Genomic DNA, 22,664 nt, shown 5'->3' with positions numbered 1-22,664 from the left:
AGTCCTTATCCTCGGACCATCAGTTCCTTAAACTGAAAATATTCTTTTGCATTATGATATGAAATTCCTTGAACAATTTGTCCAAGCAGTTCATGATCATTTGGGACTTCTCCACTTTCTACCCATTCCCCAATTAGACCACAAACAAGTCTTCTAAAATATTCATGTCTTGTATAAGATAAAAAGCTTCTTGAATCTGTTAACATGCCAATAAATTGACTAAATACCCCAACATTGGCAAGAGCCTTCATTTGATCAAGCATTCCTTCCTTATGATCATTAAACCACCATGCTGTACCGAATTGAATTTTCCCTTTAATGCCGCCACCCTGGAAGCTTCCAATAATACTAGCAAGCACCTGATTATCTCTAGGATTTAAGGAATAAAGAATCGTTTTCGGAAGTGCATCCTCCTTATCCAGTGCGTCAAGCAGCTGAACTAACGGCTTTGCGATAAGATCGTCATTCATGCAGTCAAACCCTGTATCAGGACCTAATTTTTCAAACATTCGAGTGTTATTATTTCGCAGGGCATTAATATGTAATTGCATCGCCCATCCTAAGCTTGCATATTTTTTTCCTAAGAAAACAAGTGTATAAGATTTATATTTCATTTCTTCTTCGAGTGTCACTTTTTCACCAGATAATGACTTTTTAAAGATTTCATCGACTTCCGCTTTATCAGCTTCCATAAACATAGCCGTATCAATAGCATGATCTGACACCCTTCCACCAAGTGAATGGAAAAAGTCTATTCTTTCTTCGAGTGTTGTTAAGAAATCATCATAGCTTGTCATTTCTTTTCCTGATACTTCTGATAGCTTTTTAACCCATTCACAATAACTATCACGATTTATTTCCAATCCTTTATCAGGTCTAAAGCTCGGTAATACCTGAACATTGAAATCAGCTTCGTTTTTTAGCTTTTGATGATATTCTAATGAATCAGCTGGATCGTCTGTTGTACAGATCACTTCAACATTAGACTTTTTGATTAGCTCTCTAACCGAAAACTCTTTTTTATTTAGTAATTCATTTACTTTTTCCCAAATCATTGGAGCCGTTTTTTCATTTAAAAGCTCGTAAATTCCAAAGAATCGCTGCAGCTCAAGATGTGTCCAATTATAGAGCGGATTTCCAATTGTCATTGGGATTGTTTTTGCCCAAGCAAGAAATTTCTCATAATCACTGGCTGAACCTGTAATATACTCCTCTTCAACCCCATTTGCTCTCATTGCTCTCCACTTATAATGATCTCCATACAGCCAAGCCTCTGTGATGTTAGCAAACTTTTTATCTTCATAAATTTCCTGCGGACTAAGATGACAGTGATAATCAATAATTGGCAGGTTTTTAGCATATTGATGATATAAATCCACCGCTACATCATTTGATAATAAAAAATTTTCTCCCATAAATGTACTCAATTGCTTCAGCCCCTTTGTTTCATTTTTTGAAAACGTGAACATTTTAGTAGATACTAAATAATGACACTATTAAAATCTACTGTTACCCCAAAATGCACACGTTAACATTTATTCTTATTATAAGTTATACAGGAAAATACTTCAATCTTTTCCTGTATAACTATTTGCCTCTTTTTTGGATTAACCCTTCCCTTGATTCTTCCTTCGGAAAAAATTCAGGACGTTCGTTAGGGGTTTTATTTGGCGTATGAATCGTTTCGGTTATGTTTTTGCAACTTTCTTTGAAAATCTATCAACTATTGACTGGAATCTATCAACTTTGGTAATAAATCTATCAAGTTTCCATATAAATCTTTCAACTTTCTTTAATAATCTATCATTTGACAAAATTTGACTTAATTATAATCGCTCTAAAATAGGGTCAAAGCACTTAGTATAGTTGCTTTGACCCTAAATATCGTTATAGGTTACTCCTAAGATTTTCAATCATTTTTTCTGCTTGAGCAGTTAAGATAGATTTGGCTTTTTCAGTTGCATTATTGACCGAGTTTTCATCATTCAACTCTTTTAAGAACTTTTCTAAGAATGAAATGCCCTCGTTATATGAGCCTTTATCTACATGATGCTGAGCCTGTTTTAAGGAGTTTTCGAGTTTTGGTTCAAGGGATCCGTTTATCTCATTCTTTTCAACATACATTTCGAATATGCTTATTAGGGCAGTTAATTCACCAGGCATAAAAATATCAGGATTTGGCACCTTGCTCCACTCAGTATCTGAAGCAAAATAGAAGCTTGGGTATGAAGGTTGATTATAGCCTACATTTTGCCATGCAATACCTGTTCGATATTGTGCGTCATGCATTAGTGTGTAAAGCTTTCGATCTGTAACGTCTGAGCTTAAATAAATCCGGATTGCTTCACTATCCTCTGTTCTCACAAGCAATTCTTCTCTCCAGTCACCAAAGATATCAGCGACTAAGGAAGGGTTGCCTTTAGTATGATTATTTGTTCGGGTATTTGCAGCTGTTAAAACCGTTCCTTTTTTCCAATCCTTGATTGTCGGGGTTTGATCAACGGCTCCATCAACAATTTGAGTTGTCATGTCTGCTGACCATTTAATATTCATATTCGTACCTGGTATACTATTATTTATCTTAGTTCCATCTGCTGTCCAAAGGCCAACAGCCCAGGTTTCAAGTCCTTTATGGTCAGGATCAACGTCACCAACCATACCTCTTCCTGTGTCTTTTCCAGTATATCCACCATAGATAACTTCACCTGTTGCAGCATCTCGAAGTGCATAACCATATGGTGCGTATCGCCCACCTTCATGAACCATAAAGATTTCCAGTCCTTCACGATCTGGGTCAATATCTGCCACATGTAAGGCATCACCATGTCCTAAACCAGCCGTAACACCAGGGGTTGCACTTTCTGGCGGCATCACATCACTTGAGCTGTACAATAACGAACCATCGTGATCAATTGTTGCGGATCCGTAAATAATTTCCTGCTTTCCATCTCCATCCACATCAGCTGTACTTAGTGAATGGGCACCTTGAGTTGTAAGAGATCCATACTCTTCACTAGTACCTAATCGTCCATGTGGTCCATCATTAAACGGATTTGTCATTGGAGTCCATCCACTATCAACGTCCCATTGTTCTTTTAGGTGCTTACCATCCCAAGTATAAGCAACCATTGTTGCTCTTGTGTAATAGCCTCTTGAGAATATAGCAGAAGGCTTTTGGCCATCTAAATAGGCAACACCAGCTAAGAAACGGTCAACCCGATTGCCTGGCTCAATTCTGGACATTGCATAATCTCCCCACATTAAGCCATCATCATGACGCTCATATTTATAACGAATTGTTTCAAGTTCTTTTCCAGTTTCACCTTCAAAAACGGTTAAGTACTCAGGACCTTTTAAAATAAATCCTTCAAAATCTCTTAAATCGTTGCGGGCACTTCGACTTGGGGCATATTCATCGATAAAATAATCAGCCAATGCTTTTGCATCCTCAGTAGAGAGTGGATAATCGTACTGCTTTTCAATTCCGAAGCATTCCTCAAGTGTTGCTGGCCAATTTCCGTTCACAACTTCTTCATGGTTATGCCAATTTTTAAACATATCAACAACATGGTTATAAAAATCTTCACTGTTCATCCGGTAGTCATCCTGATGACTGTACCCAGCTTTTGTATCTTCTTTCAGCATCGTAATATACTCTTCTGAAGTTACCTGTCCGTTTTTATCATAGTTGATCACTTTCGTCCCTGGAGCTGTTTTAAACATAAGCTCACTTTTTCCATCACCATCAAAGTCATAGACTAAAAATTGTGTATAATGGGCACCAGAGCGAATATTTACTCCAAGGTCAATTCGATAAAGCAAGGTGCCATCAAAGGTGTAACAGTCAATATATGTATTACCTGTATACCCTTTTTGTGACACATCCTTTGAATTAGTCGGATCCCATTTAACAAAAAATTCGTATTGGCCATCACCATCCACATCACCGACGCTCATGTCATTTGCTCTATAGGAATAAGCCTCTCCGCTAGGTGTGACCCCATCTGCTGGTTTTTTTAGTTTTAAATCGTAATATGTATTTTTCCATGGTGTCGTTTCACTGCTTTGATCTATTTCCTTTCCATCTTTCACAGCTGACACATAGTACTTGGATGTAGCTGCACCATTTGGATCTAAAAAGTTTGTACTATCTTCAACAGTTCCAATCTTTTGTCCGTCACGAAATACATGAAAATTCACACCAGTTAAACCTGAATCGGAATAACCTGAAATTTCATCTCCAAGTAAGCGCCAGCTTAAAAAGACACCTTCTGATGTGCTTGCTGCTACTAGTCCTCTGTCGAGATATTCTAATTGAACAGCAGTTCCATGATCTCCTTTCGGGGAGGCTGCTAAGGAACTACTTTGAAAACCAGTCATTAATAGTGGTGCTGCGATTGATAAGGATAATAGTTTTTTCGTTAAAGATTGTTTTTTCAAGCTTCATTCATCACCTTTCGTTTTTCATTCGTAGTAGAAAAAGTGTACTAATTGCTTGAGGGGAACAATTTCTGTATTGATTACTTTTAGTTAATAGAAAGATATAGTAGGTCATCTCATTGCTGGGGTTACTCTTTCTTCTAGATGTTTTCTTTTAAAAGACTACTTTGATTCCTCCTTCTTTTTGGTATTCACAACTATTTTGTAAGCCTTTTCACAAGAGGCTAAAGCCCATTATAAGGATCAAGTTTGTTTATGAACATATAAAAAACCGTTTAATTTCTCAGGAAAACAGTGTAATTATCAGTTCATAAAAAAAGAGGAACAATGTTCACCATTATTCCTCTCTCATAATCGTAATTTATTTAACTTTCAATTTACTACTTCCAGTAAATGTTAGTCCTGAATCAACATAACCTGTTAGCGTCACGTCAATCTCACCTTTTATTGTTTCTAATGCAGAAATGATCTCCTGACGATCTACTTTGATTTTAACCTCTTGATCATTTTGAATGATTTTTCCAAAAATTGTTATTCCATTTACATGAAGCTTGACTACTTTAACGGTCCCTTCAATGTTGGATGAAAGGTCAACTGTAATAGTAATAGCATTCTCACCACTCTTGCTTTTTGTATTCAGAACTTCTGGTTCTACTTGAAAACTTACTTCTTTAACTTTCCCAGTATGAATAGCAGGGAATGGAGCTTTTTCCATGTCATGCCCTAGAAAGTAACTTGGGTGAGGAGGTTGATTGTACCCTACATTCTGCCATGCGATCGCAACTCTGTATTGTGAATCATGCATAAGAGTTGGAATACGGTGTTCTGTAACATCTGTTGTAGTATAAACTCTTAAAGCACTGCTATCATTTAATCTCCAAATGGCTTCCTCTCTCCAGTCTCCCAGTAGATCAGCTTGTAAAGCCGGATTTCCTTTTGTCCAGTTATTAGACGTTACTTCATTATCTGTTAATAAATTGTCCAGACTATTTGTTTCAGGATTCCATTTATCAATTTTGGCAGCACCTAAACCGTATCTATGACTACCTTCTGTTTCATCAAAATCATGATCTAATAATTCGCGAAGTAAGTCACCATCCCACCAAATCGCAAAGTTAGAAGTTGGAATGTTTGTACCGATTTTTTCGCCTTTTGCTGTATAGATGCCACCTGTTCTATCATTCCACGCTCCTCCGATTGCCCAAGCCTCTGCACCTGGATAACGAGGATCCACATCAGCTGAAACACCTCTACCTGTATCTCTACCAGTTTTTACACCCCAGATAATTTCACCTGTTTCGCCATCACGGAATGATAATCCATAAGGTGAACCCGCACTTTCATGTACACCAAAAATCTCAAGTCCAGGTCTAGTTGGATCTAAATCACTTACATGCTGAGCATCACCATGCCCCCAGCCTGTAGTATGCAAGCCTGTCCCATCATGGTCAATTGCAGCCGCACCATAAATAATTTCATCTTTCCCATCAAAGTCGACGTCTGCAATACTCATGCTATGGTTACCTTGTCCACGATATTCTTCATTTCCAGGAGTATTTGTATCGAAATTCCAAAGCTTTGTAAGCTCACCATTTTTAAAGTTATAGGCTGTTAAAACAGCTCTTGTGTAATACCCGCGAGCCATGATAATGCTCGGTGTTTTTCCATCTAAATACGCTACACCGGCAAGAAAACGGTCAACTCGGTTTCCATACCCGTCTCCCCAATCATTTACATTTCCCCTTGGCGGATCATATTCTGTTGTTGTTAATGCTTTTCCAGTTGCTCCTTCAAATACAGTTAAGTATTCTGGACCACTTAAAACATAACCGCCTGAATTTCGGTAATCTGCATTAGCATCTCCGATAATCGTGCCTTGTCCATCCTTTGTACCATCAGCTGTTTTCATCACAACCTCAGATTTGCCATTACCGTCAAAATCATATACCAGGAACTGAGTATAATGAGCTCCAGCTCGGATGTTTTTCCCTAAATCCAACCTCCATAAACGAGTACCATCTAATTTATATGCATCAATATATACATTTCCAGTATAGCCGGACCGTGAATTATCCTTTGAATTGGATGGATCCCATTTTAAAATGATTTCATATTCACCATCACCATCAAGGTCACCCACACTGGCATCATTTGCACTATAAGAATATTCGACTCCATCAGGGGTTGTCCCGCCTTCTGGTTTTTGAAGAGGAATGTCAAAGTATTGATTGCTTAACACTTCAGCTTTATCAGCTGTTGGCTGTTCTTTTCCATTTATTACTTCGCGAACTTCATATTCAGAATCAACTGTTCCTTTTGAATCAACATAATTCGTGCTAGTCGCAATAGGTTTATCATTGACTTTCTTTCCATCACGGTAAAGATTAAAAGCTGTACTCTCAGAATCAGTACCTAACAAACGCCAGCTTACATATACCCCTTCTTCTACCTTTACTGCAACAAGGTCACGGCCAAGCTCTTCCATTTGGCGAACCATTGTATTGGCAATAGGCGTTTTAAGTGGGATTGAAAGTTCAGAGAAGCCCCCTAAATTTACTGCACTAATTTTGTAATAATAATTTGTTGTGGTAGCAACAGAATCAATAAATGTTGGCTCTTGAGACGTACCTACTAAGGAATATGATCCATCTTCTGATTTTGAACGATAAATATAGTACATAACCGCACCATCTATTGATTTCCAATTGATTTCAATTGAATCCTTTTCAGCTTTAGTAAGGGCAAGCTGAGCAGGCTCACCTGGAGCTTGTGTCTTTTCATCAAATACATCTACAGTTACTTCATCACTTGGTGTTGACTCAATACCACCTTCATTAATTTGAGTAACCGTATATTTGTATGTAAATCCGAGCTGTGCAGTGGTATCGATAAATTCTCCATTTTCCGTACTTCCAATTTGTATGGCATTTTCTTCTCCATCCAGCTTTCTATATATATTGTAGCTATTAGCACCGTCCACGGTGTTCCATTTCAACGATACACTTGATTCAGTACCTAGCTTCTTGTCTGCTACTTCTAATCCACCTGGAGCGATCATGGGGATAATTTCTAGTGAATTAATCCGTCCATTTTCACCAATGGCGATATTGAGTTGTCCGTCTGTAACTTCAGTATTTGCTTGGAGCTCCTCATACTTAGCAGCACTAGATGAAATGGAACCATATGATTTCTCTTCAATTGAGAAGCTAGTACGATTTGAAGCAATATAATCACCGCTTTTTATTCTGACTGCATATTCCCCATTTGGAAGATCCACCTTAAATTCCCTTCCGCCTGCAAGAGCAAAATCTCTTAATAATGCATCGGGTTCCCCTCTGTCACGAAAATCAACTGCTGAGCTGAATCCATACCCCTTTTCAGGTGTATAAACCAATGTATTGGCTACTTGGTTGTATCCCTCAGCAACAGGACTTGAAGCAGATCCAAAGTCAAATTTTAAGTTCTTTACATCATCTGCAGCTGTAACCGAAGGAGTAGCTATTGGTGCTAGTCCACTAAACATAGAAGTTAACATAACTGTACTTGTGAACACAGAAAATCTTTTGGTTAAACTTTTCCCCACAAAACATTACCTCCCATTTTTTGAATCCCCTAATGCCGCTTTCTATTTCTTACATCAACTACTTCGTAACTCCCTTTACACCTCCCAAGTTTTGGAAACCCTTACATTTTGAAGAATCCTAAATTAATAATCCTTTTTATTTTAAAATGGATCCTTTTAGAAAAACATGTAGATAACAGACTTTATCGTTTAAAAAACAGTGAGATTCACATCAAGAACTCCCGATTAGAAAAAACGAGCTTATTGCCAAGTCCTAATGGCAAAAGTCACCCATAAAATTTTAAAACTTTTTAGTAGTATAAAAAGGAAATCCCGAAAATGGTAAAACCATTATTCGGGATTCATTCGTTTAAATAGCCCATCCAGGTAAATAGTGCTTTGTGTTCTGAAGCATTTCCTCAAATAATGCTTCAGCTTCTGTACGATCAATGGCAAGAAGGGGCTCATTAATGAATGTATTAAGTGCAAGCGCTTTATCCTTTGTTAACGCTGCTTGCAAGATCGACTCTTGATTTAGCACATGCCTGTGAACCATGTTATGAATATCAAGCGGCAGCTTTCCAGCAAACACTGGTTGTACAGAGTCTCTTCTGAATACAGCATTTGTTTCAACAATTGCTCCTAATGGCAAGCCTTCAATTTGACCCTTATTCGGAAAATTAACATTTGTGACGAATTCCTCTAAACCTAGAAGGGCTTGGATAATCTTAACGCCTTCTTCCCCTGAAGCTTTCACCTCAAGCTGCTTCGTTTCTTCAATCAATGCTTGGTTTTCACTCATCTTCTTCTTTAAGTCTTCCTTACGAAAATCAACTGTTGTTAAATGAAATTTCCATGAGGCAACTGTTTCTGGATCTTTTAAATAAATTGGCGGCATGAATTCAGCTAAGTGACGATCCCCTGCCGCGGCGATTAACCCATATTTTTTAAATAGATCAAATTTTACACGGTGACAAGAAGAGAACACGCTGTTCTTCCATTTCCCTTCTTCCTTTTCAAAACCTTTTTCAGCATATTTTTCAGCAAATTGTTTGTAGTATGGCATAAGATCGATATTTTTATAGCTTGCTTGATCAATCCACGTAAAATGATTAATTCCGAGTACATTGACTTTAATATCAGAGCGTTTCTCAACTTCTACGTTAAAATACTCTTTCACGACTTCTCCAAGCAAATGCTGTGTTTCAAATACTTCATGACAACATCCAAATGCTTTGATATCAGGGAATACTTCATAAAGTGTACGTGTACAAAGTGACATTGGATTCGTATAATTAATGACCCAAGCATTCGGAGCATGATTCTTAATTGATTCTGCAATTTCGACATACATAGGAATAGTCCGCAGCGCTCTAACATGTCCACCTGGACCGACTGTGTCGCCAACAGATTGATAGATTCCATATTTCTCAGGAGTATGAACATCTGACGCCATTTCTTCAAATGATCCAGGCAAGATTGAGATAATAACAAAATCACTTTCTACTAAAGCTTCCTCCATCGTGCTAACTGCCTCATACTTCCAATCACTTTTGGCATCATCTAATTGTGATATCCGATTACCAATCTTTGCATTTTGGACAGCAGCCTCATAGTTTAGATCATATAAGGCAACAGTACCTGATATCCTGCTTTCTAAAGCAAGGTCATTCATTAAACTTCTTGCCCAACTTTTTGAGCCCCCGCCTATATAGGCGATTTTAACTGATTGTAAGTTCTTCATGAGAAAACTCTCCCCCCTGTTCATTGTTCATCCGAAACGTGATGATTTTATGCTGAAAAGGTCCAATTTCAATCTGTCCTTTTTCTAATCGTTTTCCTGTCACTTGATCAATTCCATTATTAGGTAAAGACACAACTCCTCCTGCTCCATCCATATTGACAACCACCCAGATCGTTTCATCCTGTCGGGTTCGCGGAGCAACGATCGTACCTTTTGATACATCTGTTTTAAGTTGTACGTCGGCTTCTTTTGCATAATGATCGATACATTTTGTCAGCAAGAGGTCTCCCAACTCTCCTGCAGGAAGTGAACCGATCATGACAATTTTCCCTTTACCACGCTTATGCTCCGTCATAAAAGCAGCTCCGTCCGAGTTGCCGCCCTTAATTGTTCCTACAGCTTTACCTGCTTTTGGTTGAAAAACTGAACTCCACAAGCTTAATGGAGCTGTAACTCCCATAAATTCACCATAAGATTCTGTTCCATCCATTGGATACGTATAAAGTGTTTCCACACCAGCTAGTTGTTCTAGCTGTCCTAATGCTGCATCTGTATGGATTGTATGGTTTTCAGTTCTTCCTCCTGTAAGTGGACCAACAATCCAGATCCCACCCTCCTCTACAAACTTCGTAGCTTTTTGAAGATAGTCATGAGATACATAATGGACAAATGGAGTGAATAATAATTTGTAGCCTTCTAGTTTTGCCCCTTCTGGCAGCAAATCACGATGATAGCCAGCTGATAGTACATTCTCGTAAAATGGGATAATGAGGGAACGATAATCTAACCCTTTATGTGGCTCTGTTTTTAAATAAGCCCTTGCTTTATCAGAATAAGTGATCGCTACCTCAGCTTGTAAAGGTCTAGTCGAGGTCATGATCGGCTCAAGTTCTTTTCTTGCCGCTTCTACTTCTTTAACATTTTTAAACCCAACAGTCGGCTTTCCCCAAGCACTAATAACAGACCCATGTGGTTGTTCACAGCCTGTACGCTGTTGCCTCCATAACCAATAACAAAACGCTTCTCCCCCTAAAGCATATGACGCAACAGCCTCTGCCTTTAAATAACCATTTGGATGCGGGGCTGCATAACTAGCTAGAGACGCACTATGTGATGGACTTGTTTCCATAACCCAATAATCTCTATCCGATTTGAAATTTCTCCATAAATCACAATTAAATAAATACGAAGCAAAGTTACTTCTCTCGGCATACGTATCAAATGAAGCAAAATCAAGTTCTTTGTATAATCTTTCATTATCGACATGAAAAAAAGTTGTGCTATTATGTGTAATTGGTGCCTTAGAATATTGACGAATAATGGCTGCTTGTTCTTCAGAAAATTCGGCGATTTTATCAAATGAAAACAGCTGATACATTGTTCTTAACGATGAATTATGAAGAAAAGGTGTTGAAACCGGCTGTGGAACCTGATCAAAGGAATGATAATATTGACTCCATATATGGGTTCCCCACGCATCATTTAATGCATCAATCGTGCCATAACGCTCTTCTAACCATTCGTGCCACAATGCTTTACATGTTTCACACATACATTCACTAACATGGCATTTAAACTCATTATCTAGTTGCCATCCAATTACTCCAGGTAAATTGCCTACAGCTTTAGCCATTTCCTCTGTAATGATCGCGGCTCTTTCTCTAAAATAGGCATTATTCGTGCAAATGTGCTGTCTAGATCCATGACTCATGACCCGTCCTTCTTCATCAACATGTAATCTTTCGGGATGATTGTGTGTTAACCAAATAGGTGGAGTAGGTGTTGGTGTACACATAACCGTCTCAATTCCATGATTGTTTAGCCTGTTGATGATGTTAACAAAAAAGTTCAGATCAATCTTTCCTTCTTCCTTTTCCATTGTGGACCAGGCAAACTCTCCCATTCTCACAACATTAATCCCTGCTTCTTCCATCAACCTAATATCTTCTTCAATTGTTTCCTCATCCCATAATTCAGGATAGTACGCGGCTCCATGGTATAGTTTTTTCCTCATTAAGCTATCACCCCTACATGTGAATTTAAAAAACCACGAGATCGTGGTCCTAATTTCTAAACATCAAGAACATATCTAGCAATAGGTAATTGAAGCTCTCTTATCCCTTCGACTACTAATTTCCCGACGGCTTTTGCCCCATGCTCACTAAAGTGAGTATTATCTATAATTCCATCCGGATAATTGGGCTGTTCATTAGGAGCAAAAATCGTAAAGAGCTTTTTAGATCCTTCTACGCCAAGATCTTCATATAACTTTTTTGTTTTTGACCATAAGTCAATGAGTGGAACACCATGTTCTTTTGCTAGTTGCATCATTGCATCTGGATAGTCACCTAAAGTGTTTTCCAGCTTTCCTTCTTCATTAAATTTTCTTCGATGAACAGGAGTGATTAAGATAGGAAATGCCTCCTTTGCACGAGCTCCTGTTATATATTCGGTTAAACTCGTTTGAAATGTTGTGTAAGGTTCTGTTCCATACGATTTTTGATCATTATGACCAAACTGAATAAATAGGAAATCATTTGGGTGAATTTCATTTAAAATAGCTTCAAGTCTGCCTTCTTCAATAAAGCTATTTGAACTTCTTCCCCCCATTGCTTTATTAATAATCACAACATGGTCTTGAAAAAAATGATGGAATGTTTGCCCCCACCCAGCCATTGGTGCTTCATTGCTTGGGCAGTTTGCAACTGTTGAATCGCCTGCTAAATAAATCGTAAAGGATTCCTCCATACTGTCTCCTCCAAACAAGAAATCTAGGAAATTAATGAAATACTTGTCTATTACTTTTTAATAATTCAGCTAAAAAGACGAGAGTTAATCCTTGCCCCCACCCTTGAATACGCTTATAAGGTACCTCCTTATAGCCATCAGCATCATTCATAACAGCTGTTCCTGCTGAAACCTTTGATACTTTTCCGTCCTCTTCTATTTCGTTGATGATGCCATGAATTGATTTTTGAATATATTTATTGTATAAAGACCCCCTTTTAAGAAGGGCAGCTGCAATTGCAGATGATCCGGAAACTTCATAATAAGAGGTTGGATCATCAACAATTGTATGCCAAAGCCCATTCTCACCTTGAAGTCGTACTAATGCGCTTAATTGATCACGTAAGGAGCAATCGATAATCATATAGGAAGGATCCTGTACTTCAATTAACTCAAGAGCTTTCGCCATTGTTAGTGCAGCCCAGCCATTCCCACGAGCCCAATAAATAGAAGACATATGATTTTTCGCAATATTGTCCCATCCGTGATAATACAAATTAGTGACAGAATCTTGAAGGAAATCTTCATGGCCATGGTACTGCTTTAAGCCATCCCTGAAATAATCTTCACGATCCAGTAACTTACCAACTCTCAGTAAGAATAAACCTGCCATCATCATCGTATCCACCCAAGCTTGCTCAGGGAATACATCCTTTACAGAATTTACGGTATGCTGAAAGATGCCATCCGCAAATCGCGGTGCATCATTTTGAAGGTAGTCTGCCATTTCTTTAATGACATTTAAATATTTTTCATCTTCTGTTACGTTATAAAGAGTAATCAGCGCATGGCCAATTGATACTCCATTAATCGAAAGCTTTGGTAAACCATCTTCAAGCCATTCATCAACCCATGCTTTTAATAGATCGATATACTCCTGCTTTTCTGTTGCTTCATATGCAGCGGCAACTCCATAAAAGGCAACACCACCCGGCCAATCCCAATTAAAGTCCATATCAAATGTTCTTTTCACAACTTTATCTAGCAAATCTTTGATTTCATTTTCATCAAACTGTAATTTTGGCATACCTTCAAACCTCCATATTATCCTTTTTGTAATATTTCAATTGCTTGGTCTCTAAACTTTTTTGCCCCTTCTTCTGGTGTTATTTTTTTATACATAATCTCGTCTGAAATATTCTTTAGTACTTCCATTACCTGTGAGCTGCCGGTTGGATCTGGTGGATACATTTCCTCTGTAAGTTTTGCGGCTTTTTCCACATAATGAACAATGTCCAATTCCTCTTCAGAAAGCAGCGGCTTCAATTCATCAGATACTTTTGAAGAAACTGGTACACCCCGTTCACCTTTCATTAATTTATTCGCTTCTACATTATTCACAATAAAATCAATGAATTTAGCTGCTTCTTCCTTATATTTAGAGCTTTTTGGAATAGATAGAAGCATGCTTGGCTTTAAAAAAAGCGCCTTATTTTTATGATGCTCTGGAGGTAAATTTAGTGTTAAAGGTGTATCTGTCAGTTGATCAAAACTAGCATATTGATTGGAATAATTCCAAGAAATCGCTGACTTCCCATTAACAATTAAGTCATCCTCCATCCCTCTAACCGCCGCTACCTCATTAGGGGTTGGAAAAGCCTCTCCTTCAATGAGCCTTAACTGCATATTAAAATAATCAATAAATAATTGATCATCTTTATAAGCAAGGCCATTTCCTTCTTTGTTGTAAAATTGTTCACCCTTTGTTCTTAAGTAATAGGGAAAGAAAATATCAGGTGGATGCATACCATTTGATCCATACACATTGGCATTCTTCTTAATATCTAATGCCATTTGCTCCATCTCTTCCCATGTCCAAGCCTCATCATGGATTTTTACACCAGCTTTATCTAACAGCATTTCATTTGAAATAACGGAAAGAACATTTATGCCAATCGTAAAGCCGTATAATTCCTCACCGATCTTCCCGCTGTTCACAACACTGTCCTGAACAGATGAAGTATCAATGGTATCGTTTTCGATAAACGACGATAAATCCTCAAGTAAACCTTTTTCACCGTATTGCGATAAAAAAGCCATATCCATTTGGATGACATCAGGTAGCTGATTTCCTGCAGCCATAGGCGCTAGGTTTTTCCAATAATCATCCCAATTTGCAAAAACAGGTTCCACATTAATAGCTGGATATTTCTTCTCAAAAAGTTCGATTATTTTCGTCGTATACTCGTGTCTTGGGTGCCCTCCCCACCATGCAACCTTGATCGTAATGGTTTCTTTATCATTGATACTTTCATCTTGAAGTTGATTTGACTGACACGAGGTTAAAGATAATAATACAAATAGGGCAATACTTAATAGAAAAAGCTTTTTCATAGTAAATCATCCTTTGTAAATGCTTACATATATAATTATAGTTTAGTAGGGTTTCACAGGATTTTTAATGAAAAATACAGACTGAAATGATGAAAAAACAGTGGTTTCTTCATCATTTCAATTGTAAGCATTTACTCTTGATCTATCTACTTAAAATCTTTTTCTTTATTGATGAACGGTCACTGATTCATGTTTTTTATTTACTTTGTTAAACGCATTCATTGCCGGCTTGGACATGACCAATGCTAATACATTTCCACTGCAAACGATCATAAGTGGTGGAGCAAACGAAAACAAAATAACTAACCCCACACAACTAATCAGCATAATAAGTGTTTTAAATGGATTCATCACCATCACAAAAAATGCATTTTTTAGTACATCCAATACCTTCATGTTGTAATGAACATACATTGGAAACACATAAAGCAACGAACAAATAAAAATAAGGGAAATGATTAAAAAAGGAACGTTCAACAAGTTTTGAACCATTGAAGAAGCTTGTTTTAAAAACAGGAAATCAATGAATAAGATTATTCCAATCAGCGATATAACAGCTCCGAACATATTACTTTTCATAAACTCGCTTTTATATGAGCTCCAAAACACGGAAAACACCGGTGCCTCAAAATCTCCCATTGCCCATCTTCTCACAACAGCAAACATGGCAACTGTTGCGGGATAAAAACCAAGGACAATAAAACCTAGTAAGGAAAAACCGATCCACAATACATTTAATAGTGCTAATCGTGAAATCCATTCCAGTATGTTGTTTACACCACTCATAAATCCATGTGTTTCCATAGCTCTGCCCCATTCCTTTTTTAATAATTTCTTAAAACGTTCAGATGAGGGGTTAGGCTATTAAAGCTTAACCCTTTAATCCGCTTGTACTAATTCCTTCAACAACATGTCGTTGGAATAAGAAGAAGATAACAAATACAGGGATTAGTGTAACAATCGACATCGCAAACATAGCTCCCCAGTTTGAAACTGTTTCATTACTTAAGAACATATTTAAAGCCATTGAAACAGTATATTTATCAGGACTATTTAAATAAAGAACAGGTCCTAACAGGTTATCCCAAGTCCAATAAAAAGAGAAGATCGATACTGTTGCTAAAGCTGGTCTAATTAATGGCAAAATGATTTTATAAAAAATCTTGAATGTTCCACATCCGTCAATTGTTGCTGCTTCATCTAATTCTCTTGGAATTGTTCGAATAAATTGAACTAAAAGGAATATGAAAAACGGATGACCAAAGTAAGCTGGAACTGCAATTGGTTTTATAGAGTCAAGCCAGCCTAATTTTGAAAAGATAATATACTGAGGTATCATAACGACCTCATAAGGCAACATGAGTGTAACCATCATTAGAGCAAACCAAAAGCTTTTTCCGAAGAAGCTTAATCTCGCAAATCCGAATGCTATCACAGCTGAAGAAATCACTTGACCTATCATAGTAATGATAACAAGGACTACCGTGTTCTTAATAAACACACCAAATGAGTTTCCGCCAATTCCTTCCCATCCTTGAGCGAAATTTGAAAGAATAAATGGATCCGGAATAAGTGATTGCGCTGTTACAAAGATCGTATCACTTGGCTTAAAGGAGCTCATTAACAGCCATATAACTGGATACAGCATAAGCACAGCAAACCCGCCAACAAGGATGTGATAAATCCACCACTTCGGCTTCTTTACATTTGGCATTTCAAAGCGTTTTGAAGCCGTATTGATTTCTGTATTTGTTTGCATCCTTATTTTCCTCCTTCCGATTCATAGTGAACCCAAAACTTCGATGTAGCAAAGATAATCGCTGTTAGAATCCCTACAATAATAAGCATGATCCATGCCATCGCTGACGCATAGCCCATATTAAAGAATTCAAATCCTTGAATGAATAAATAGAGTGAGTAAAGAAGTGTTCCATCTAAAGGACCTCCTGTTCCCTTCGAAATAATGAAGGCTGGAACAAAAGTCATAAATGCTGCAATGGTTTGCATAATTGTATTAAATAAGATTACTGGACTTAACATTGGAAGTGTAATTTTCGTGAATTTTTGCCAAAAGTTCGCTCCGTCTACACTTGCTGCTTCATAGTAAGTCATTGGTATACCTTTTAATCCGGCTAAGAAGATTAACATCGAAGAACCAAATTGCCATACAGATAGAAAGATAAGCATCCAGAGTGCTGCTGTTGGATCACCAAACCAACGAACATCAGGAATACTAAAGAATGCCAGCAACAGGTTAATAATTCCTTCATCACCGAAAATATTACGCCACATGATGGCAACAGCAACACTTCCACCTATTAAAGAAGGCAGATAAAATAATGTACGGTATAGCCCTACAGCTCTTGATGCTGTGTTAAGTACCATAGCGATGAATAAAGCAAATCCTAAACGTAATGGGACTCCGGCAAACACATAAATAAGGGTAACTTTAAGAGATTGCCAATACCTTGGATCTTCAGTAAACATTTTTTTATAGTTTTCAAGACCAATCCATGTTGGAGAAGCGAATAGGTTATATTGTGTGAATGAAAAGTATAATGAGGCAACAATTGGGATAAACGTAAACGCTAAAAACCCAATAATAAAGGGACTAATAAATGCGTAGCCTTTCATATTTTGTTTAAGGGCGCGAGCACTCATACGATCATTTCCTTTCTCCCAAATAGTGATGGTATTTTAAAGTCTAGTAGCTGATCGTTTATTGACCAGCTACTAGTGTTTTAATCACTATTTATTTTGAGATAATATGCTTTCTGCTTGTTGTCTAAATTGTTTTGCAGCATCTTCCGGCTTCATTTGACCATAATTCATTTGTTCAGATAAGCTATCTAAAAGCTCAATAACTTGACCTGCACCGATCGGATCCGGACCATCAAATTCAGAACTGTTTTGTTCAGCCCATTCAACACTGTCAAATACTTGAACTTGTTCCGGTGTTAACACAGGCTTTAGTTCATCTTTAATGACAGAAGAACCAGGGATTCCACGATCTCCTAAATTTAATTTGTTTGCTTCAACATTATTTACGAAGAAGTCGATAAACTTCGCTGCTTCTTCTTTATGTTTTGAATTCTCAGCGACAGACCAGAACATACTCGGTTTTAAATATAGTCCATCACTTGTGTTAGGCCCTGGCATGTTGTGGATTTTTAGTGGACGGTTTGCTACTTGCTGAATTCCAACGAATTGGTTAGACCATTGCCAAATTCCTACCGCCTTCTCTTTTACAACCGGATCATCTTCAAGCCCTTTCAACTGAGCAAGATAATCAGGTGTTGGGGCAGCTCCATCTTTTACTAAATCAGAAGTCATCGTAAAGAAGTCAATAAACATTTGATCATCTTCATATCCTAATGTTGTTCCATCCTTGCTATATAAGGATTTCCCTTGTGTTCTTAAGTAGTAGTTAAAGAAAACATCCGCTTTCATACCTGTGTCCATAAAGAGACCAGCGTCTTTTGCTTTTGCAGCAATTTCCTTGTAATCATCCCATGTCCAATCTTCAGCTAATGAATCAACACCAATTTTCTTCAAGAGTGCTTCATCATAATGAAAACCAACAACGTTTACCCCTAAGTTAAAGCCATATAATTTGTCGCCAATTTTCCCACCGTTAATATAATTATCAGTGAAGTTAGTTGTATCAATTTGATTACCTACAAAAGGTGTTAAATCAGCCAATTGTCCATTTTCTGCATACTGTGAAAAATAAGAGAGATCCATTTGGATAATGTCTGGAAGCTGTTGTGCAGAAGCTTGGGGTGCTAACTTCTTCCAGTAGTCATCCCAGCTTGCATATTCCGCTTGAATTTTCACACCTGGATTTTCTTTTTCATACATTTCAATAATTTTTAACGTATAGTCATGTCGAGGCTCAGATCCCCACCATGCAATTCGGAGTTTAACTTCTTCTTTACTTCCGCCACCTGAATCAGAAGTAGATTCTCCAGAAGAACTACTGCTTCCGCCACTACAAGCAGCTAAAGAAAATATCATGACAACTGTTAACATCCAAAACAACCATTTCTTCATTTTCTCTTCCCCCCACTTTTTGTGTTAACGCTTACAAATCTAATTTTATAAGGTTTATAGGTCTTTTGAAATGCAAAAATCAGATAACTCTGTTCAAAAATCAGTGAATTCTGATAAAGCAAAACTTCCATAAGTGGGGTTTTCTTCATCCCCCACTGGTTTGTTGAACCGATCTGATCTTTACAGGCAGTTATCCCTACTTAGCCTCTTTGTAAACTCAGAAGCTTGAGACGGGGGTCCTACTGCTCGATAAGAGTGGGATAGATCCATTTTTTATCATATGGTTATTAACGACATGACAGGTATTTCTTCCTATATCTATTAGGACAAAAAAGCTCACATTCTAGTTCAATAGAATATGAGCTATAAAAGATCAATTTACTTTCTTATATTCCGAAGGAGAATACCCTGTGAATTTCTTAAATACCTGACTAAAATATTGTGGATTATCACCAAATCCTATACTTTCAGCTATTGCAAACACTTTAATATCATCCATTAATTCTATTTGTTCCATCGCCTTATTAATGCGTTGCTGTGTCACATAACTGGAAAATTTTTCACCTGTTTCCTGTTTAAAAAGCTTCCCTAAATAGTCAGCATTCATATACACCTTATTTGCAACCCATTTTAGTGATAGCTCTGTATTTGCAAGGTTTTCATCAACAAGATCGATCATTTTCTGAATAACCTCAGAATGATTGGATTTATGTTTCTCATAATAAATCTGTGTAATCTCATTTGCTGTAACAAGAAATGATTCTTTCATTTGTTGAATCGTATCCATTTCCAGCAATGAGGACATTTTCCCTGTATATGATTGAATCCTTTTAGGATCAGTATGTTGAATCATTACCAAGAATAACTGCATAACATATGATCGTGCTAATCCAATTGAAAGCCTCTTGCTGGCTAATTCCTCGAAAAAATTAAGTATTTCCATTTCAACCTTTTCGAGATTCCCAGATTTAATGAATAAACACAAACTTTGTCCATCATACTCATAATCCGTTAATTTCGTATCCTTCTGAATATCATTTGTTGTTATAATGCTTCCTTCACCTAAATAGAAACGATGATTTAAACATTCAAGTGCCTCTAAATATAGTTTTCTAACATTTGTTATGCAATCCATCTCACTAATCGCAACTGTCATATCCATTTCATAAATTTTAAAGAAATGGTTTCTTAATTGTTCAATTTTTTCTTGAAGAGTGATGAAATTCTGCTCATCCACAAGAAATAATACATATTCTCCTATATTAGTTGATAAGACGGATTCAGAAAAAAGATCTTCTCCAAGATTCTCGATTACAAACATATGCTCATAATGATAGTCGCCTTCAATACGGAAAATGATAAGTCTTATGAATTCATCGTGAAAATTCACCCTTAACAGCTTTTCATAAAAATGAATACTTTGATTTCTATCAAGCTTACTTGTAATAAATTCCTTAAGCAGCTGTTTTTTCACATATGGTTGAATCTGATCCAGTCTACTCTTCATATCAAAGAGAAATTGCTCTTTCTTTGCGTCTTTTGATAAATCATTCATAATACTTGTTAGTGCTTCAACAATACTATTCTCGTTACAAGGCTTTAATAGATAATGCTTAACTCCATGTTCCATGGCTTGCTTAGCATACTCAAATTCATTGAAGCCAGATAAAATGATAAATTTAATAGAAGGAAATTCTTTAGACACTCTTTCCACTAACTCCAAACCAGTCATACCAGGCATTTTAATATCACAAATCACAATGTCTGGATGTTCCTTCACAATAAAATCATAGGCTTCAAGTCCATTTCGTGCAGTTCCAATCAATTCTGTACCGATTTCTCCCCAATTTATAATACTTGAAATACCTTCTAAAATAATTCTCTCATCATCGACAAGTAATACTCTATACATAACCCCACCTCGTTTGATATGGAATGATAATGAGCACCTTCGTTCCAACGTTTAACTCGCTATCGATTTGTAATCCATATTTCGTACCGAAGACAAATTTTATTCTGGAATCAATGTTGCTAAGCCCAATCCCATTTCCTCTTGTCTTGAATTCTCCCCTTCTAACTTGTTCAAGCTGAGCTTTGTCCATCCCAAATCCATTATCCTCAACAACAAGATGCAATTCTTTCCCTTCTTTAAAAGCTGAGACTTTTATTTTACATGGCTCCATCATCATTTCTAAGGCATAATTAATCGCATTTTCGACAAGTGGTTGGATCATTAGTTTCGGCACAAGACATCCTTTCACATTTTCTTGGATATCCAGTGAAAAATCTAATCGTTCCTCAAACCTAAACTTTTGAATAGTGATATAGTGCTGGACCATTTCGATTTCTTCTTGAACAGTAATAACATCTTCCTTTAAACTAATTGCATTTCTTAACAAAAATCCTAGTGATTCAACCATTTTGGAGATTTGATCCTGTTTATTAATTTTCGCTAACCAATTAATTGATTCAAGTGTATTATAGAGAAAATGCGGATTGATTTGTGATTGCAATGCTTTAAATTCCGTGTCCTTTATAAGAAGCTGTTTCTCATAGTTTTCATTGATTAAATCATTAATTCGTTCGATCATGATAAAGAAATTCCTGTGAAGTATACCTATCTCATCTTTTTTATCAGATAATTTAAATGTATCTACAGCTTTAAAATCACCGTTTTGAACGACTTTCATTGCAGAAACCAAGTTTTCAATTGGGTTCGTAATCCTTTTCGAAAAACGAATAAAAAAGAAAATAGAAGATAATAAGATGACAAAAAATAAAAAAATGACCATAAACTTAATCGTAGTAACCTTGGCAAACATCGTTTCAAAAGGTAGTACATTCCAATAAGTCCAATTGGCATACGAAGAATTTGAGTATGTGACAAAATAGTTTCTTCCAAATAGTTTTTGAATTTGGTAGCCTTGCCTATCATTCACAGTTAAATTCAATTTATCAAGCTGTGTAGATGTTTCTTCCGCGAAAAAGACGTCTTCTCCATCTGAAATGACAATACGTCCCTCGTGTCCTCCCCACTCCCTAGGAAGCTCCTTTACAATATCATTTAGTGATACCTCAATGATCAATGTACCTAAATTGTCTAGACTCAGATTTTGATAGGACCTTAACTGTCTTGCTGAAAAAATGGTATTTTGAGAATCCTTTAGTGAGACCCAGACATTTCTTCCATCACCTTCTCTTGCTCTTTGCTCAAGATGGTCAATATTTTCATAAAGAATAGAGGCTGTGATTTTACCTGCTTGATATTCTTTGCCATTTGTGTCGAATAAATGAATGGATTGAATATATTCCTCAGATCCTATATAGCTTGTCAACGTATCCCTGATTTCTTTCTCAATTTGGTATTGATCATAATTTGTGAGTTCTTTCTTTGCTTCAATTAATGCCCTTTGAATTGAGTTATCAGCCAATACTTTATATGAAACTTCTTCTATGTTTTTTAGTTCATCTTCAATTCGATTTGAAGACATAATTAATACTTGGGAGGATTTACGATATATTTGCTCGTCATAGCTATTAAATGCATACTGAAATCCTAAGATAATAAATGATAAACAAACAACCATGATCGTTGAAATAATGATGATTAACTTATACTTTATTTTTAAGTTGTTGTATCGGTTTGAAATACAATTTTTCATGTTTTTCATCATCTTAGAACTCCAATTTATGATTTGTAGGTAACCGCTTTCATTAAATGGTTAAATAGGCACTTGCTTTAGC

At 36.8% G+C, this 22,664-nt stretch carries 14 protein-coding genes; all 14 read right to left on the bottom strand.

Annotation, left to right across the window (positions count from 1 at the left end; genetic code table 11):
- Positions 1–5 precede the first annotated feature (5 nt).
- The 14 genes from uxaC to AC4GZ8_RS06870 all read right to left on the bottom strand — a co-directional run bounded on the left by uxaC (position 6) and on the right by AC4GZ8_RS06870 (position 22,591).
- Positions 6–1,415: a glucuronate isomerase gene (uxaC, locus tag AC4GZ8_RS06935; RefSeq protein WP_491081205.1), complete on the bottom strand. Its 1,410-nt coding sequence runs from the start codon at positions 1,413–1,415 to the stop codon at positions 6–8.
- 472 nt (positions 1,416–1,887) lie between these two features.
- A complete protein-coding gene (locus AC4GZ8_RS06930) occupies positions 1,888–4,380 on the bottom strand; it encodes a rhamnogalacturonan lyase (RefSeq protein ID WP_491081204.1) in 2,493 nt (830 codons plus the stop codon).
- Positions 4,381–4,801: 421 nt separating this feature from the next.
- Positions 4,802–8,023 carry a rhamnogalacturonan lyase family protein gene (locus AC4GZ8_RS06925; protein ID WP_491081086.1) on the bottom strand — a complete coding sequence of 1,074 codons (3,222 nt, stop codon included), beginning with the start codon at positions 8,021–8,023 and terminating at the stop codon, positions 4,802–4,804.
- Between the two features lie 349 nt (positions 8,024–8,372).
- Positions 8,373–9,746 carry a family 4 glycosyl hydrolase gene (locus tag AC4GZ8_RS06920; protein WP_491081085.1) on the bottom strand — a complete coding sequence of 458 codons (1,374 nt, stop codon included), beginning with the start codon at positions 9,744–9,746 and terminating at the stop codon, positions 8,373–8,375.
- Positions 9,724–11,760 (bottom strand): beta-galactosidase, encoded by a 2,037-nt coding sequence (locus AC4GZ8_RS06915; protein WP_491081084.1) that lies wholly within the window; start codon positions 11,758–11,760, stop codon positions 9,724–9,726. Before AC4GZ8_RS06915 ends, AC4GZ8_RS06920 begins: the two co-directional genes overlap by 23 nt.
- 56 nt (positions 11,761–11,816) lie before the next feature.
- Positions 11,817–12,494: a rhamnogalacturonan acetylesterase gene (locus AC4GZ8_RS06910; RefSeq protein WP_491081083.1), complete on the bottom strand. Its 678-nt coding sequence runs from the start codon at positions 12,492–12,494 to the stop codon at positions 11,817–11,819.
- Between the two features lie 31 nt (positions 12,495–12,525).
- Entirely contained in the window at positions 12,526–13,560 is a 1,035-nt protein-coding gene (locus tag AC4GZ8_RS06905) for a glycoside hydrolase family 88/105 protein (protein ID WP_491081082.1), read from the bottom strand.
- 17 nt (positions 13,561–13,577) lie between these two features.
- Positions 13,578–14,867 (bottom strand): ABC transporter substrate-binding protein, encoded by a 1,290-nt coding sequence (locus AC4GZ8_RS06900; RefSeq protein WP_491081081.1) that lies wholly within the window; start codon positions 14,865–14,867, stop codon positions 13,578–13,580.
- Positions 14,868–15,032: 165 nt separating this feature from the next.
- Positions 15,033–15,671 (bottom strand): YesL family protein, encoded by a 639-nt coding sequence (locus tag AC4GZ8_RS06895; protein ID WP_491081080.1) that lies wholly within the window; start codon positions 15,669–15,671, stop codon positions 15,033–15,035.
- Between the two features lie 67 nt (positions 15,672–15,738).
- Entirely contained in the window at positions 15,739–16,581 is an 843-nt protein-coding gene (locus AC4GZ8_RS06890) for a carbohydrate ABC transporter permease (protein ID WP_491081203.1), read from the bottom strand.
- Positions 16,582–16,628: 47 nt separating this feature from the next.
- On the bottom strand, positions 16,629–17,528 hold the full coding sequence (locus AC4GZ8_RS06885) for a carbohydrate ABC transporter permease (protein ID WP_491081079.1): 900 nt from the start codon (positions 17,526–17,528) through the stop codon (positions 16,629–16,631).
- An 87-nt stretch (positions 17,529–17,615) separates the two neighbouring features.
- Complete coding sequence (locus AC4GZ8_RS06880) at positions 17,616–18,920, bottom strand: ABC transporter substrate-binding protein (RefSeq protein ID WP_491081078.1); 1,305 nt, start codon at positions 18,918–18,920, stop codon at positions 17,616–17,618.
- 373 nt (positions 18,921–19,293) lie between these two features.
- The gene (locus tag AC4GZ8_RS06875) at positions 19,294–20,832 is read right to left on the bottom strand and encodes a response regulator transcription factor (protein WP_491081077.1); all 1,539 of its coding nucleotides are present in this window, start codon (positions 20,830–20,832) and stop codon (positions 19,294–19,296) included.
- Positions 20,825–22,591, bottom strand: a complete 1,767-nt coding sequence (locus AC4GZ8_RS06870; protein WP_491081076.1) for a cache domain-containing sensor histidine kinase — start codon at positions 22,589–22,591, stop codon at positions 20,825–20,827. The genes AC4GZ8_RS06875 and AC4GZ8_RS06870 overlap by 8 nt, the downstream gene beginning before the upstream one ends.
- Positions 22,592–22,664 lie beyond the last annotated feature (73 nt).

The sequence above is a fragment of the Metabacillus sp. RB-C-LZQ-3-1 genome, from assembly GCF_058315175.1.
This window is presented reverse-complemented; position numbering and strand designations above follow the sequence as displayed.